The sequence below is a fragment of the Ruminococcus sp. RTP21484sp1_RTP21281st1_A8_RTP21281_210402 genome, from assembly GCF_040914025.1.
Lineage (GTDB): Bacteria > Bacillota > Clostridia > Lachnospirales > Lachnospiraceae > Blautia_A > Blautia_A faecis.
This window is the reverse complement of the sequence record NZ_JBCPGE010000058.1, coordinates 11,059-26,546: the sequence shown is the minus strand read 5'-3', so window position 1 is coordinate 26,546 and position 15,488 is coordinate 11,059. Positions and strand designations below refer to the sequence as shown.

At 42.2% G+C, this 15,488-nt stretch carries 14 protein-coding genes and 1 pseudogene; 13 read left to right on the top strand and 2 right to left on the bottom strand.

The window, feature by feature from the left end:
• From AB5170_RS19885 to AB5170_RS19850, 8 genes are all read left to right on the top strand, one after another.
• A partial coding sequence (locus tag AB5170_RS19885; protein WP_368361460.1) for a hypothetical protein occupies nucleotides 1–863 on the top strand: 863 nt, incomplete at its 5' end.
• Nucleotides 864–892: 29 nt separating this feature from the next.
• A complete protein-coding gene (locus AB5170_RS19880; RefSeq protein ID WP_368361459.1) occupies nucleotides 893–2,464 on the top strand; it encodes an AAA family ATPase in 1,572 nt (523 codons plus the stop codon).
• A gap of 171 nt (nucleotides 2,465–2,635) precedes the next feature.
• On the top strand, nucleotides 2,636–3,694 hold the full coding sequence (locus tag AB5170_RS19875) for a Fic family protein (protein ID WP_173717194.1): 1,059 nt from the start codon (nucleotides 2,636–2,638) through the stop codon (nucleotides 3,692–3,694).
• A 38-nt stretch (nucleotides 3,695–3,732) separates the two neighbouring features.
• Nucleotides 3,733–4,131 (top strand): hypothetical protein, encoded by a 399-nt coding sequence (locus AB5170_RS19870; protein WP_173717996.1) that lies wholly within the window; start codon nucleotides 3,733–3,735, stop codon nucleotides 4,129–4,131.
• A 174-nt stretch (nucleotides 4,132–4,305) separates the two neighbouring features.
• Nucleotides 4,306–4,503, top strand: coding sequence for a hypothetical protein (locus AB5170_RS19865; RefSeq protein ID WP_227200161.1), 198 nt, complete (start codon nucleotides 4,306–4,308; stop codon nucleotides 4,501–4,503).
• A gap of 52 nt (nucleotides 4,504–4,555) precedes the next feature.
• Nucleotides 4,556–4,903 (top strand): ATP-binding protein, encoded by a 348-nt coding sequence (locus AB5170_RS19860; RefSeq protein WP_173717191.1) that lies wholly within the window; start codon nucleotides 4,556–4,558, stop codon nucleotides 4,901–4,903.
• 28 nt (nucleotides 4,904–4,931) lie between these two features.
• Complete coding sequence (locus AB5170_RS19855) at nucleotides 4,932–5,189, top strand: restriction endonuclease (RefSeq protein WP_173770566.1); 258 nt, start codon at nucleotides 4,932–4,934, stop codon at nucleotides 5,187–5,189.
• Between the two features lie 35 nt (nucleotides 5,190–5,224).
• A complete protein-coding gene (locus AB5170_RS19850; RefSeq protein ID WP_368361458.1) occupies nucleotides 5,225–6,856 on the top strand; it encodes an FMN-binding protein in 1,632 nt (543 codons plus the stop codon).
• Between the two features lie 74 nt (nucleotides 6,857–6,930).
• Here AB5170_RS19850 and AB5170_RS19845 read toward each other — a convergent pair whose 3' ends face one another.
• Both AB5170_RS19845 and AB5170_RS19840 read right to left on the bottom strand, forming a co-directional pair.
• A complete protein-coding gene (locus AB5170_RS19845; RefSeq protein ID WP_368361461.1) occupies nucleotides 6,931–8,409 on the bottom strand; it encodes a diguanylate cyclase in 1,479 nt (492 codons plus the stop codon).
• Nucleotides 8,410–8,421: 12 nt separating this feature from the next.
• Nucleotides 8,422–9,759 carry a phosphohydrolase gene (locus AB5170_RS19840; protein WP_368361457.1) on the bottom strand — a complete coding sequence of 446 codons (1,338 nt, stop codon included), beginning with the start codon at nucleotides 9,757–9,759 and terminating at the stop codon, nucleotides 8,422–8,424.
• Between the two features lie 277 nt (nucleotides 9,760–10,036).
• Between AB5170_RS19840 and AB5170_RS19835 the strand changes: the two genes are divergently transcribed.
• The 5 genes and pseudogenes from AB5170_RS19835 to AB5170_RS19815 form a co-directional block, all read left to right on the top strand.
• Entirely contained in the window at nucleotides 10,037–10,552 is a 516-nt protein-coding gene (locus AB5170_RS19835; RefSeq protein WP_148461342.1) for a cysteine hydrolase family protein, read from the top strand.
• Nucleotides 10,553–10,833: 281 nt separating this feature from the next.
• A complete protein-coding gene (locus tag AB5170_RS19830) occupies nucleotides 10,834–11,520 on the top strand; it encodes a response regulator transcription factor (protein WP_173717188.1) in 687 nt (228 codons plus the stop codon).
• Complete coding sequence (locus AB5170_RS19825; protein WP_118577890.1) at nucleotides 11,510–12,796, top strand: cell wall metabolism sensor histidine kinase WalK; 1,287 nt, start codon at nucleotides 11,510–11,512, stop codon at nucleotides 12,794–12,796. The genes AB5170_RS19830 and AB5170_RS19825 overlap by 11 nt, the downstream gene beginning before the upstream one ends.
• Entirely contained in the window at nucleotides 12,793–14,868 is a 2,076-nt protein-coding gene (locus tag AB5170_RS19820) for an aryl-sulfate sulfotransferase (protein WP_173717187.1), read from the top strand. Before AB5170_RS19825 ends, AB5170_RS19820 begins: the two co-directional genes overlap by 4 nt.
• A 250-nt stretch (nucleotides 14,869–15,118) precedes the next feature.
• Nucleotides 15,119–15,488: pseudogene (locus tag AB5170_RS19815) on the top strand (hypothetical protein); the annotation flags it as partial.

Sequence of the window (15,488 nt, the reverse complement as noted above, 5' to 3'; positions counted from 1 at the left end):
ACTCCAAAATGAAATGTAGGTATTTTTGTCGCTTACCTTTAGATATTTCACCTGTCTACTTGACAAGGGGCATATCAGTTTCGGATATTGAGGCAGCAGCGGCTGGTATTTCCGGGCTGGATACTGCCAGGGATCAGCAGCAGGCTGATGCGTGTTTCTCTTTAGCTGGCATTTCCCGTTTTCTTGCAATTAATGATGGCTATCTCCCCATTGCAGCCGAGAACCCGGCTGCGTGGGGAGTTTCTCTTAATTGTGGAACAGGAATGTGCTGTGCGGCAATTGATTCTTCAGGTAACCGGATCAAACTGGCCGGAATGGATGAATGGTCAGGGGACGCAGGGGGCGGAAACTGGATTGTGATGCAAATGTATCGCAAGGTTTACGAAAACCTGATTTTAAAGGATGTTAGTACACCGTTTGTAATGGAATATATGAAAGTGATGAATCTTGGCAGTAAGGTCGATTTTATAAATTCATGGTCAGATTTGAAAGACGGGGAGAATACAGAATGTAAGATTCTGCATCGTAAGATCATCCGGCTTTTTTTTGAACTTCTCGAGCGTTCTAATCCAGAGGCGCAGGCGCTTGCAGATCAGATGATAAAGTGCGCGGCATACTCCATCGATGCCGCAGTTCGGGAACTTCATTTTTGGGGTGAGAAAATTCCGGTATATCTTTCCGGCTCCATTTTGACCAAGGCTGCTTCCTCGGGGTATCTGTCGATGTTGAAGGAAGCTCTTTCCTGTATCTGTCAGGGGAAACTGGAGGTGCATATGTGCACGAAAAGACCTGTGGAAGGGGCGGTGCAGTTGATGAAGTTTCCTGTTGTTGAAAATTTCAACTTGTCTTATAATAGCATATAAGAGTCAGAGGTAGGACACAGGAGGTAATCATGGGCAGATATCTGAATCCGGGAATGGAGAGCTTTGAAAAAAGTGTAAATTCTGAAATCTATGTAGATAAAACTGGTTTGATCGGATACACGAATCGGGTAATGAATACATTGCAGGGATATGTCTGCGTCAGCCGCCCACGGAGGTTTGGAAAATCCATGGCTGCGAATATGCTTACGGCATATTACAGCAGAGGCTGTGATTCCAGAGAAATATTTTCCAAATTTGAGATATCCGAGAGTCCTGATTTTGAAAAGTACAGAAATAAGTATAATACCATTTTTTTGAATATGCAGGAGTTTCTGAGTAGAAGCGATAGTGTCGAAGTACTGGTTGACCGGGTAAAAAAACTTGTTTTGCGAGATCTGAAGCGAGAATATCCGGATGTGGATTATTTTGACGATACAGATCTGGTGGAATCCATGCAGGATATTTATGAGACTGAGAAGTGTCCATTTGTTGTTATTATAGATGAGTGGGACTGTATTTTCAGGGAGTTCAGGCAGAATAAGGAAGCACAGGAGAAATACCTGGATTTCCTGAGAGATTTGCTGAAGGATAAGGCGTGTATTCACTTAGCGTATATGACGGGTATTTTGCCAATAAAGAAATATGGAACCCATTCTGCATTAAATATGTTTGATGAATTTTCCATGATAAATCCAGGTCCTCTTGCACCGTATGTGGGCTTTACTGAGGTGGAAGTGGAATATCTGTGCCATAAATACAGGATGGATATGGAGGAGGTAAAAGCCTGGTATGACGGATATTCATTTTCCATGGCGGCGTCGGTGTATAGTCCTCGCTCTGTTGTAAACAGTATGCTCTTTGGAAAAATAGAGAATTACTGGAATCAGACAGAAACATTCGAGGCCTTGCAGGTTTATATTGATATGAATTTTGATGGCCTGAAGGATGATGTTTTGAGCATGATTGCAGGGGAAAGGATTCCGGTTAATACGGGAAGTTTTACTAACGATATGATAACCTTCCGGACAGAGGACGATGTATTGACATTGTTGATTCATCTGGGTTATCTGGCTTATGATTCGGAGAATAAGGTGGTGAAGATTCCGAATAATGAAGTGCGAAATGAGTATGTTAACAGTGTAGCTGCATCGGACTGGGGGGAGGTATCAATTGCGCTGAAGCAATCTGCTGACACGTTAAATGCAATCTGGCAGAGACGGCCACAGCAGGTTGCAGAAGGAATACAGCTGGCTCATTTTGAAACGTCCCATATTCAGTATAATGATGAAAATGCTTTGAGTTATACGATATCTCTTGCCTTATATGCTGCAAGGAATTTTTACACGATGCACAGGGAACTGGCAGGTGGAAAGGGATTTGCGGATATAGCATTTATTCCACGTAAGAAATTTCAGGATAAACCGGCACTTGTGGTAGAACTGAAATGGGACAAGAGTGCAGATGGGGCAATCAGCCAGATTAAAAGAAAAGAATATTGCAGAAGTCTGGAAGAATATGCTGGAAATGCACTTCTGGTTGGAGTGAATTATAATAAGAGAACGAAAGTACATGAATGCATGATTGAAGAGTATAAGCTTTAAATTAAATTCAGAGATGCATATGTGCACGAAAAGGTCTGTGGCGGGGCAGTGCAGTTGCTGAAAGGGTAAGAAAAAAGGACAATAATATTATTATCCCAACATATTTGAATATCTCCCAAAAATGCGCCAATATTGGGAGAAAGAAAAGAAGCTTGGGAGAAAGGAGTTGGAATGAGAGTATTTGATTATTCCAAACTTAAGGAAAGGACCTGGGATAATGAGATTCTGGCATATGTTGCACAAATCCATGAGTATAAAGGAAAACAAGATCTGTATCTAAGACAAAAGCCCGTTGAACTTAATCGCCTGATTGAAATTGCGAAAATACAGAGTACAGAAAGTTCGAATCAGATAGAAGGTATTGTGACAACAAATGCAAGATTAAAACAGCTTGTGGAAGATAAAACAACGCCCAGGAATAGAGATGAAGAAGAAATACTTGGATATCGTAATGTCCTAAATATTGTCCATGAAGCTTACGAAGCAATTCCTGTTCGAAGTAATTATATTTTGCAGCTTCACGGTGAGATGTTAAAACATACTGCATTTTCTTATGCTGGTAAATATAAGACCACTCCAAATGAGATTGATATGATGCTTGAAAATGGAGAGAAAGTGGTGTTGTTTAAGCCATTAGAACCTTACGAAACCCCAGATGCAGTAGAACGACTTTGCAATGAGTATAACAAAGCTATAGGGGATGGTATTGTAGATCCGCTCATTCTGATACCTAATTTTATATTAGATTTTCTATGTATTCATCCTTTCAATGACGGAAATGGACGAATGAGCAGACTATTAACATTATTGCTCCTATATCGAAGTGGATATATTGTTGGGCAGTATATCAGTATAGAAAAAGCTATTGCGGATACAAAAGAAACATATTATGAAGTTTTGCAAAATGCGGATCAAAACTGGTATGAGGGAGAGAATGATCCCAAGCCATTTATTAAATATATGTTAGGAATTATTCTATCGTGCTATAGAGAGTTTGAGGCAAGAATAGTATTAGCTGAAAAAACAGGAAAAAAAAGCAAGGCATATGATGTTGTAAAGACATATTCAGAAAACACGCTCGGAAAGTTTTCGAAACATGATGCACTGGTTGCATGTCCTAGTCTTGGAAGTTCCTCAGTAGAATCAGCATTAAAAAAACTGGTTGATGAGGGTGCTATAATACGAACTGGCGCAGGACGCAAAACAATGTATATGAAGAAAAGAGAGTAATTATTACCAGCTGCAGAAAAAATGGAGACTACATTGCGATGATGGCCAAAAAGCTTCCTACAGACTCTGATTACGCCAATTCCAATAAGAATCTGGAAGCAGAAGATTATGAAGTAGACTATGCGATCACATACACCTGCCCATTATACCAAGTGAGAACGCTTGGCTGCTACCACGTAGCCAGGGAAGAAGAACCCCTTCAGAACTATTTTCAATGGGTATGTGACAAGTTGAACCAGACTAATGAGATGCTTGCAGATGGCAGCGGCGACAAGAAGGGCAGATCTTTCAAACACTGGTATTTCGGTCACTGGCACACCGACTGGAACAAAAACTGGCTTGAGCTTATGCACATGGAAGAATTGCCCCAAAAGTGCAGGGCAATTTACCTGGATGTAGAGGATATGGAAACTGGCGAACATATTTTCTTAAAATAATATGGAAAATCGATTGAAAATATCACAGAATAAAATATACTATTTATAAGTATACTACTGCAAGCGGTATACTTTGCTTATGGCGCTTATGATTTGACAACGAGGAGGCTGCTTAAGAGAATTTGCCGGCAGACATAAAGCCCTGTTTTTTTCTGCACAGAGAAGAATGATTCTTTGAATCTTCTGAACTTTTCCAAGATGGTGCAAACATTTTTCGAAGGCTCTTTTATATCTTCTTTTCAAAATTGGGAAGCTGCATTTGAATATATTACAGGAAAAATTTCAGACGAAAAATTGGTATTGATTATTGATGAACTTCCTTTTCTGGCAGAACCGAATCCTTCAATGACATCTGGAGGCGTTTTCCTCTGAGATTTCACTGGAGGAAAATATAAAAAATAATCTGCTTACGGAAGGGACTTTTTTGAATGATGAACCCCAGACACTTTTGAGGATTGAATTGAGAGAGCCTTCGGTATACAATTCCATTTTAGAGGCGATTTCCAATGGATGTAATAAGATTCGTGAGATTGCAGATCGAATTCATGAAGAGAAAAGCAAGTGCAGCAAATATATGCTTACATTGCAGACTCTGCGATTAATTGAGAAGTGTGTTCCCTGTACCGAGCCAGAAACAAGTAAAAAAGGGATTTATGAGATAACAGATAATTATTATAAGTTCTGGTACAGATTCCTTTTTACAAATCAGAATTATTATTCCATGCTGGGCCTGGAGCTTTCCTGCGAAGAAACTTCCGTTTATTCCATATAAAATGGGAAAATGGTGGGGGAATAATCCATTGATAAAAGCGCAGGATGATGTTGATATACTTGCGTTTGATAAAACGGGAAAGAAAGTGTTGCTCTGTGAATGTAAGTTTCGAAATAAACCAATGCCTATGGAAGAGTATGATGACCTGGTTATGGCTGCAGAAATGTTTAAAAATGCAGAGGAAAAGTATCTTATGTTTTTTAGCAAATCTGGTTTCACAGAGTCAGTAAAGGAAAGGGCGGCGCGAGAAAATGCGGTGCTGCTTACAATCGAAGACTTGTATTAGAGTCTTTTTCAGACTCGCTCTAAGGAGTATAAAGAATGAACAGAAAAAACTTTCTGAAAAATAAGAAAATCAACTGGATCAAAGTGGTTATCCAGATATTGTCCTTTGCTTTAATTCCGGGCTTATTTGAAGGGGAATTCGCAGCTGTGGGAAATATTGTTTCCTGCATATATAAGGGAAATATTTCCTGGGAAAGTGTGAAGTATTCCGTATGGATGCTGGTGGCAACTGTGCCGGCAACAGTACTTGTGGGAAGGTTTTTCTGCGGATTTTTCTGCAGCTTTGGGGCAGTGCAGGATTTGCTATGGCTTGGATCACATAGATTGCGGGCATTATTTCCGGGAAAAAGAAATCTGAAAAAGGCTGACCGGATATTCAGATTTGCCAAGTATGCAGTGCTTTTTTACTTTATAATATTCGTATGGAGTGGCGTAACAGCTGTGAAAACAACCGGCCCGTGGCAGGTGTTTGGGCAGTATGTTTCATTTGGTCACTGGCCGGGACTGAAGCCTTTGCTTTCTGTTGGAGGAATTCTGCTTCTTGTGATCTTTATCGGCTCACTGTTTGTGCAAAGATTTTTCTGCAGATATTTTTGCCCTATGGGAGCAATTTATTCACTGATTTCACGGGCGTCTTTCCTGAAAATTGATAAGCCGCGGGAAGGGTGCGGAAAGTGTCGTTTATGTACCTCGAAATGCCCCATGGGAATGGATCTTACGAAGAAAGACAGGATTGCCGGAGGAGAATGTATCAACTGTCAGAAGTGTGTAAGCTGGTGTCCGAAAGGAAATGTGCACTTTAGAAGCAGATATGGAGTGCTGATCGGAGTGGGCGTTACCTGTGCTACCATCATGGTGTCACAGCTCCTTATAGCAGGAAATCTGGCTAAAGAGAAAACGGCAGATTCAGTGAAAAAAACGGCAGAAAATGATGCTGGAGGTAACTTTCAGAATGGTATTTACACAGGAACCGGTGAGGGCTACAGAGGCAAGGTGACGGTTACGGTAAAGGTTGCCGATGGGAAGATAACGGAGCTTGTACTGGATGATTATGCAGATGATAAGTCTTATATGGAGAGAGCGAAAAACAGGATTTTCCAGGAGATGATCAGCAGGCAGAATACAGATGTAGATGCAGTTTCCGGAGCGACTTACAGCAGTAACGGCTTGATTGAAGCTGTGAATAAAGCACTGGGAAATGACGAAGGTGAAGGGAAGAAACCTGAACAGGAAGAATCTGAAGATAAGCAATCCTTTATAGAGGCTGGACGTTTTCAGAATCTGACAGATGGCATTTATACCGGCTCGGCCGATGCATTTCGAGGGGATGTGGAGGTTCAGGTTACAGTTGAAAAACAGAAGGTAACGGATATTTCCATTCTTTCCTATTGTGATACAGAGGAATACTTTTTCAGGGCAGCACCAGCTGTAATCGAACAGATGAAGGCTGAGCAGAGTCTGAATGTAGATGCAGTAAGTGGAGCAACCTACAGCAGCAATGGGGTTATTCATGCAGTGGCAAATGCGTTGGAGATTCCGGAGGATCAGTATGCACCAAGACCTGGCAGGAATCTGACTGCAAAGAAAAAGAACCATGGGCATATTGTGAAGCATGAGATAACAAGTCAGGAAGAGTATGAGGAAAAAGTAGAGAAATATTCAAAGTGATATGGTCATCCCCCAAAAATAAAAGCTTCTGAATCAGACACAGGACTGAAAAATCCTGTATCTGTCAGAAGCTTTTATTTTTGATTTGTATCCATATTATTTTCTGCCATAGACAGATATTTATATGTGGGCAGAAAGTTAGTGCTTTTTGCCTTTCTATAGTATTGCATAAAAATACGTTCCATAATATTGGGAATCTGAGATTCAACCGGCTGAAACAGGATGATCAGATACTGCATGGAACTGTATCTGGTACAGATATCCACACGCCGGATGGTGTTTTGGATAGCCTGTTCCATATGGGAAAGTGTCTGCTCAATTTCTTCAATATGAGCGGGAGTGTCCGAAGTGGCTTCCAGTGTGAGCATTACCAGGTAGCAGCGGCTTCCGCTTCGGATAATGAGCTGTTGCATATATTCATACTGTCTGGAAAAATCCCGGTAATTCAGTTCAAGAGCACCTGCATAGCTGCCACTTTTGCGAAGCGCGTCTGCCACCTGCTGAAGATCCCTGGCAGTACCTGGTGAATCGGAAGAGGAATGACTGATCTGATGATAAAAGGAAAAGTGATTTTTACCATTTTGCTTTACATTGTATAATGCCTTATCTGCTTTGGAATAACAGTCTGCAAAGGTATCGCTGGTAGTGCACATATACAAACCGGCAGACAGAGCAGCATCTTTGATTTCAGGATCAGCTTCTGCGATGGAATGGAAGTGGTGGAAAAGCCGTGTCGTTAGTTTCGACACATTTTCAGCACTTATGTCTGGCAGAAACAGAAGAAATTCATCTCCACCAAGACGACAGGCAATACCGTTGGCTGTATAGCGTGAAAGCAGGGTTCCCAGATTCCTTAAGGCGCGGTCACCGGCCATGTGTCCATAAACGTCATTGATTTTTTTCAGATTATCCATATCAAGGAAAATAAGACAGCCGTTATGTTCTTGCATGAATTCTGCAATAAGCCGCTCTCCAAGGCTTCTCATAGGAAGACCGGTCAGGAAATCATAATTCTTTGAATCCTCCTGGTTCTTTATGGTGCTGACTACTTCTGAAATGAATTTGTTAATGGTGTGGTCAGCCGCTGGTGGAGCTGTTATTTCCTGTGTGCGGATATTGTGGAGAACAACACGCTTTTCATCTAATAGCTTTAAAAATACATCTGTAATTTCCGGATCAAACTGTTTTCCGCGGTTCTTACTGATTTCCTCCCGGATCATTTCCGGAGGAAGTGCATTTCGGTAAATTCTGCGGGAATTCATGGCATCATAGCTGTCTGCCATTGCGGTGATGCGTGCATGAATGGGAATTTCGACACCGGAAAGCCCGTCTGGATATCCATTTCCATCATACCGTTCGTGATGATTTCTGGCCACTTCAACAATATGAGGGACAAAGGTAATATCCTTCAGTATTTCTGCACCGATGACGGTATGTTTTTTTATCAGATTATACTCGTCATCTGTAAGTCTGGAGGGCTTGTTTAAGATCAGATCCGGAATACCAATTTTTCCAATATCATGAAGGTAAGCGGCATGCTTTAACTGCTGGATTTCCTCTGAAGACTATCCAAGCTCGGCGGCAATAAGTGCGGCATATTCTGCCACCCGGTAGGAATGTCCGCGGGTGTATTCGTCTTTAGCCTCGATGGTGGTGGACAAAGTCTGCATCATTTGCAGGGAAAGGTTCTCTGTCTGCTTCTGTTTGTGTTCCAGCTCCAGCTGCTGGCGCGCATTCTCTATATGCTGAATGCTTCGGAGAGTCCGGACAATGTTGACAAACAGCAGAATGAGCATTCCAATGCCGATAAAAAGACCGGACAGGGATGTGACAAAATATACAGAGACACATTCAGCAGCAACGCAAAGCAAAACGAGCAAATGAGCCAGGAGCAGAAGATGGTCTGAGGCTTTTTTTCTGTGGCGGATGTAGAGGCAGAGATGGATAAACACCATCAGGAATGTACCTATCAGTATGATCTGCCCCAGGGGGAGGGTTTCAATGTAGTCTGCAATATTTGCTATGGCCAGAATAGAGCAGACTGTAAAATCCAGCAGGGAGATTCCGATTACAATATGATAAAGTCTGCGGTGAAGCCCATTCTGTATATTGTCTGCATAAAGCAGAAGGGGAATCGGTCCAAGAAGAATCATAACGAAGCATAAGGAAGCCAGGGCAGATGAGTTTGGGATCAGCAGCTGGCGGATCTTGGACTCACCCAGCATCCAGGTTGCTCCCATTATCATACACCAGCCAAGATATTCCATGTCAAAGCTTGTGTGGTACACAAAACCAAGGGTAAGGCTGAAAAGGATGGTAGTCAGTCCTGAAAACAGGGTAAAAAATGCGATGTAAGTGGCCTGTCCGTAATGGTTAAAGATCAGCTGCCAGATGTCAGCTTTATCTCCGCAGAAAATCTGGTTCACAACACCGGAATAGTTGGAGGTGTAGGTGGTCAGTTCAATGCGGAGCTCCTTTCCGGCATCTTCATGGGAGGTGGAGCAGAAAATGAAACGGCTGGCGGAATTTTTCCCAATCAGACGGGTTTTACTGGTGCTGTACTGCTCTCTTAAGGTGCCGTCTATGTAGATGTTTATGTCCTGCAAGGAGGAACGAATCGCTATAGATGAGGCATCAAAATCTGCCGGAAGGGTAGATGTGATGACCATGGTTTCGCCTGCGGGAACATCATAGGAACCGGGAACTGTGATTTCTTCAGTGGTGCCGTCAGACTTTTCCCAGGTAAAGGTTCCGGGATAGAGGAGGGACGGAGAGTTTCCACTGACAGTTCTTTCATCAGCACCGAAAAACTGCATGAAAATGAACCATCCAAGAATGGCGAGCATCAGAAAATAGAAAATGTATCTTGGTCCCTGGCGGGCAGGGGATTTCTCCTTGGTCATGGTAATTCTCCTTGTATGTGAGTGGTGTTAAATTTTTGTGGTTGTTAATTGTATTATACTATATGCGAAGAGATTCATCAAAACATTATTATTCATAATGGTTGGAAAATTTATATGGAAGGTATTTTTTAAAATCTTTCACAAATCTGACCGTTTCGGTATACGAAATTCTAATAAAGTGGTATAGTTAATCTAAATAAGCTTTACAAAAATATGTGGCGTTTGGGCTGAGTTGAGAAAAATTGTGTCAGAAAACATATGAAGTACGGGGGAAAATATGGATATTTTAGTTGTGATTGATATGCAGAATGATTTTATTGACGGAGCGCTTGGAACACCGGAGGCGGAAGCGATTGTGCCTAATGTGGTGGACAGAGTGAAGAATTTCAATGGTCTTGTGCTGGCGACCAGGGATACTCACAGCGGGGATTATCTGCAGACCCAGGAGGGCAGAATGCTTCCTGTAGAGCACTGCATCCGCGGCACATACGGCTGGGAGATCCGGGAGGAGATCGCAGAGCTTCTGGAGTCCGGACCCATTGACAAGCCAACCTTTGGCAGCGAAACCCTGGGAAAAGTTCTGAAAGAATTTAATAAATCAGAGACCATTGACAGCATTACACTGGTCGGGCTTTGCACAGATATCTGCGTGATTTCCAACGCTATGCTGCTGAAAGCATTTTTGCCGGAGGTACCGATCATGGTAGATTCTCTTTGCTGCGCCGGAGTGACGCCGGAGAGCCATGAGCGGGCGCTGGAAGCGATGAAAGCCTGCCAGATAGAAGTCCTTTAGGGAGTAATGAGAAAACAGAATCTGGAAGTGGTTGCTTAAGAAAAAATGCCGCAAAGTCACAGGAAATGGTGATTTTGTGGCATTTTCGTTTTTTCTGCGCCGAAAGAAAACTTATTTTCTCATATTTCCATCAAAATCACATGATACTATATTAAAGTAAATTGTGGCTTCTGTCTGATAGGAAACCGCAACGATTTACAGAGCATTGAAGCCTGTTTGAAATACAGAAAGCCTTTTTCAGACACGTTCTAGCGACAGGCTTTAAGAGAGAGGAAAGAGCCGTGAAAAAAATAGAGATTCTTGTTGTAGAGGATGAACCGAAATTAGCACAGACGATTTCTGACTTTCTGAGGATTCAGAACTATGAAGTAGAGACAGCACTGACCGGGAACAAAGCCCTGGAATATTTTTGCCAGAATAAGCAGAAGGTGGATCTGATCCTTCTGGATCTTATGCTGCCGGATATTTCCGGATATACCGTATTGAAAGAGATCAGGAAAATATCGGAGGTTCCGGTTATTATTTTGTCTGCAAGGTCGGCAGTGGCAGACCAGATGAGCGGATTTGAGAAAGGTGCAGATGATTATATCACCAAGCCCTTTACTCTGGCACTTGTGAAAATGCACATTGAGGCGGTGCTGAAGCGTGCCGGGAAGCTGCGGACTATGGTGGAATACAACGATCTGCAGGCAGATGTAAATGCACAGCTTTTATTTTACAAAGGGCAGCATATCCCCACCACCAGGAAGGAATTTGATCTGATGGTTTACTTCATGGAGCATTCGGGAATTGTTCTGCCAAGAGATACCATACTGAATGCGGTGTGGGAATACGATTATACAGGTGATGTGCGGACCATTGATACTCTGGTGAAGCAGCTGCGGAAAAAAATGGGAGAAGGCTGCAATTATATCCGGACTGTTTACGGCGTGGGCTACATCTTCGGGGAGGACATCCATGAAAATTAAAAAAAATTTCTGGAGAGCTGGGAAAGCTCTGTGGATTCAGATTATTGCCTTTGCGGTGGCAGTCATGCTGTATAGCGTGTGCTGTTATCCCATATATACTTCATCAAAGGCCAGAATCATGCGTCAGCTGTATGAAGATATCCATGACATGGATCTTGAGGAACTTAGCGAGGACGACGAAGAAACACTTGGTGATTATCAGAAAGAAAAATTTGAGACTGTAATTGCGAATGAAAATTATGAGCAGATTTATACGTCCAGATCATCTCTGAAGACCACGCATGCCCGTAAGTACATAGAAAACAAAATTGCCCAGTACACAGAAGAAGGAACCCTGGAACAGCGTCGCATGGAATCCAGGCATATTCTGATGTTTCGTGGGAAGATTATACAGGATGGACATACATTCTATGTTTACCTGCGAAAAGATGTTCAGTCAGTTCTGGAAGTGATTGAGGGAACCAGATTATATCTGGCGGTTGTTTTGCTTCTGATGGTGGGATTAAGCTATTTCCTGGAAAAAATGAGTAAAGCAAGTACCGAGAAAAAAGCAAAGCAGTCTGACTATCAGCTTCTGGAAAGCCAGAGAGAATTTGTGGCGAATATTTCCCATGAATTAAAAACACCTCTTGCAGTAGTGTCCAGCCAGGTGGAAATGCTGGAAATCGCAGGAGATAAGATTGATCGTTCCTACTATTATTCTTCCATTCACGAGGAGCTGGACAAAATGTCCAGAATGGTAGGAGAACTCCTTGATTTTTCCATGTTGGACAATCAGATGAGTTCCATGGAAATGAGCCGTGTAAATGTATCAGAAATGATAGAATATCTGCTTCTTCGATATGATGCTATGTTCCGCAAAAACGAGATCAAAGTGGAACAGGAAATCGAAAAGAACTGTTTCGCATACGGAAACCGCATGTATCTGGAAAGAGCAGTAAACAATTATCTGATGAATGCGTTTCAGCACACAGAGCAGGGAAAGCGGATCCGGATTACTCTGAAGAAAGAGAAAAAGCAGATACGTATGGAAGTCTACAACGATGGAGCGCAGATTAAAGAAGAGCAGATGGAGCATATCTGGGACAGCTTTTACACAACTTCCCAGAAGAAGAAACCAGTCACATCTGAGAATGAAGTACGTAACATTGGTCTTGGACTTTTTGTGGTCCGAAAGATTGTGGATAAACATAAAGGAAGCTGCGGAGCTAAAAATATGGAGAACGGAGTGCTGTTCTGGCTTCAGCTTCCGGAAATCAGGGATTTGGGAAAATGAGAAAGTGGAATAAAAAAACAAAAATTGCAGTATTTATTATATTTTTAATTTTAGCTGTGCTGTTTGCCGCTTTATGCTGGAAAAAGCGCCGTGGAATCTATAATACATATATGAAGCTTACTGGTCAGGAGATTCCGTATTCTGTTCAGGAAAAAAGAAGGAAAAAATATGGATATTATGACCAGGAATTGAATGCTTCCATGAATCTGGAGAATCCGGTTTACATAACTGAGAATGACGGTTCTGCAAATGAGATCGAAACAGACATTCCAAAAGAAACCACACGTATAGCATCCTCTTATGAAATCGACCAGCAGCTGCAGGCTGAGCTGGAGAATGGATACAGCTGGGAGGAGCCTATGGTGATCCAGAATCCTTATCAGGTTTCTCCATTGACAGCGGTGATTATTTTCGACACAAAAGAAGAGTGTGCGGTGCGTTTTACGGTCAAGGGAAAAACGGAAGCCGCAGATATCAGCGGAGAAGTGGAATCTGCTGCTTCACACAGAATCCCGGTGATCGGTCTTTACCCGGCAATGGAAAATACAGTTGTTCTGGAGCTTCTGGATAAATCAGGCAAGGTTACAGATTCCCAGGAAATCACTATTACAACGGATGAACTTCCGGATAAACTGGATGATGCTGTGAAACCGGTGAAAACAAGCGGTGAATCTGCCTTTGAACTGACTATGGTATATGGACAGCGGACAACCTTCCCATTTGCTTATGACTGTATGGGAGATATCCGTTGGTACATGAGCGGAGAATTTACTTCTGGAATTTATATGCTGTCAAATAGCAGGATGATAGTTGCCTCCAATGAAGCTTTTATGCCATCCCAGGCCAAACCGCAGACAACCAATCTCTATGAGATGGATTATCTGGGACGCGCCTACACCATGTACTATGTGGCGGGTGGAAATCACCATGAAGTAATCGAAAAAGAGCCGGATGGAAATCTTCTGGTCCTGACCAGTTCCCTGGAAGGACACATTGAGGACAAAATCCAGGAAATTGACAGACAGACCGGAGAAGTTGTAAATGAATTGATAATGGAAGACATTTTTAGCGGGAAATATGAGGACCGGGTTGACTGGACCCATTTAAACACAGTGTCTTATCAGTCGGAGACAGATACCATTGTGATCAGTCCGCGAAATCTGGAATCTGTGGTCAAATTGAACTGGACGACAAAGGAAATCCAGTGGATACTCTGCGATCCGAGATTCTGGGAAGGCACAGAATATGAGAAATATGTGCTTCAGCCGGAAGGAGATTTTGTTTATCAGTTCCAGCAGCATACTGCCTACCAGATGGAAACAGATCTGGATGGAGATGACCAGACAATAGAAGTCAGTATGTTTGATAATCATTATGTAAAAGTACGAAAGTCCGATGTATTGCAATACTTTGATGGTGAAAAAGAATCTTATCTGTTGGTTTATGCTGTAAATGAAGCAGAAAAGACAGTAAAGCAGATTAAAAAGATTCCTACTGTATGGTCTACCATTACTTCTTCTGCTATTTATGATGCTGACAGTAATCATATTTTCGGCATGTGCGGTCATGTGAAGGATTCTGAAGATAAACGAAGAGGAATGAACTATGAGTTTGACTATGATACAGAAGAGCTGATCAATCAGTTCAGCATCAAAAGCTATTATTACCGCGCATCAGAGATGAGAATTGACTGGAATGATCTGGCAGCAGTCATGGAAATAAAAGACAACTATATTATGGGAGAATTATATCAGCCTGTAGAAGCGACCTGGTTCTTCTGGCAGAAGAAGCCGGAACAGGTACTGGAAGACGGCGAGATTACATTACATCTTACCGGGCAGGTGCTTTATGCAGGAGCTTACGATCACCAGATTTCCCAGATCATTTTTCACGGAAAGAAAAATACTTATGTGTATGACACTACAGACATCCGTCTTCATACGAAATCTTACCTGCAGTTCTATGAGAACATTCCGGTACCGCTGCAGGGAATGGAAGCGGATGATTATGAGATTTATGTTGTATATCAGAACGAATTTTATGATTTGGAACAAAATATAAAAATTAAGTGATTTAATGCTGCTGTTCACTGGTAACATTCTGCGAAGCGTGTTGCTGTGAATGGTGGAAACAGTAAAACTTTAAATTTTTACAGGCAATATTAAGAAAGTGTTTCTGTTTTATTGCGGAACTATGCTATAATAGTTGATAACACGACCAGAGCGTGTTTGAAAAATGATTCCGGCACATTTGGCAGAATATTTATTTCAAACATGCTCCAGGTAAATGAAGTTATACCAGAAAAATAAAGGGAGTAAAAAAATGAAGAAAAAAGTTTTATTACAGGTAATGGGAGCCGTTCTGGTGGCTGGTTTAATGGCTGGTTGTGGTGGCACAAATGATACAAAGACGGAAGAGAATACCAAGACAGAAGCTGCCGCAGACAATGCTGATGCCAAGGAAGAGCCTGACAGCACGGAAGCAGAAGATACAAGTGAAGATTCTGCAAGTACTGATTCCGCTGAAGAAGACAGTGCAGAGGCAGATGACACAGCTGCAGAAGCAGAGAGTACAGGTGAGGATTCTGCAAGTAGTGATTCAACAGAAGCAGACAGTGCAGAGGTGGCCGACAGCAAGGAGACAGAAGCAGCAGGAAGTTCTGCTGGTACAGCAGCCCAGACTGCAAACAGTG

Coding starts and splice junctions, on each gene's coding strand:
- AB5170_RS19880 (WP_368361459.1), top strand. CDS start 893: ATGGGCAGATATCTGAATCCGGGAATGGAGAGCTTTGAAAAAAGTGTA.
- AB5170_RS19875 (WP_173717194.1), top strand. CDS start 2,636: ATGAGAGTATTTGATTATTCCAAACTTAAGGAAAGGACCTGGGATAAT.
- AB5170_RS19870 (WP_173717996.1), top strand. CDS start 3,733: ATGATGGCCAAAAAGCTTCCTACAGACTCTGATTACGCCAATTCCAAT.
- AB5170_RS19850 (WP_368361458.1), top strand. CDS start 5,225: ATGAACAGAAAAAACTTTCTGAAAAATAAGAAAATCAACTGGATCAAA.
- AB5170_RS19840 (WP_368361457.1), bottom strand. CDS start 9,759: ATGACCAAGGAGAAATCCCCTGCCCGCCAGGGACCAAGATACATTTTC.
- AB5170_RS19835 (WP_148461342.1), top strand. CDS start 10,037: ATGGATATTTTAGTTGTGATTGATATGCAGAATGATTTTATTGACGGA.
- AB5170_RS19825 (WP_118577890.1), top strand. CDS start 11,510: ATGAAAATTAAAAAAAATTTCTGGAGAGCTGGGAAAGCTCTGTGGATT.
- AB5170_RS19820 (WP_173717187.1), top strand. CDS start 12,793: ATGAGAAAGTGGAATAAAAAAACAAAAATTGCAGTATTTATTATATTT.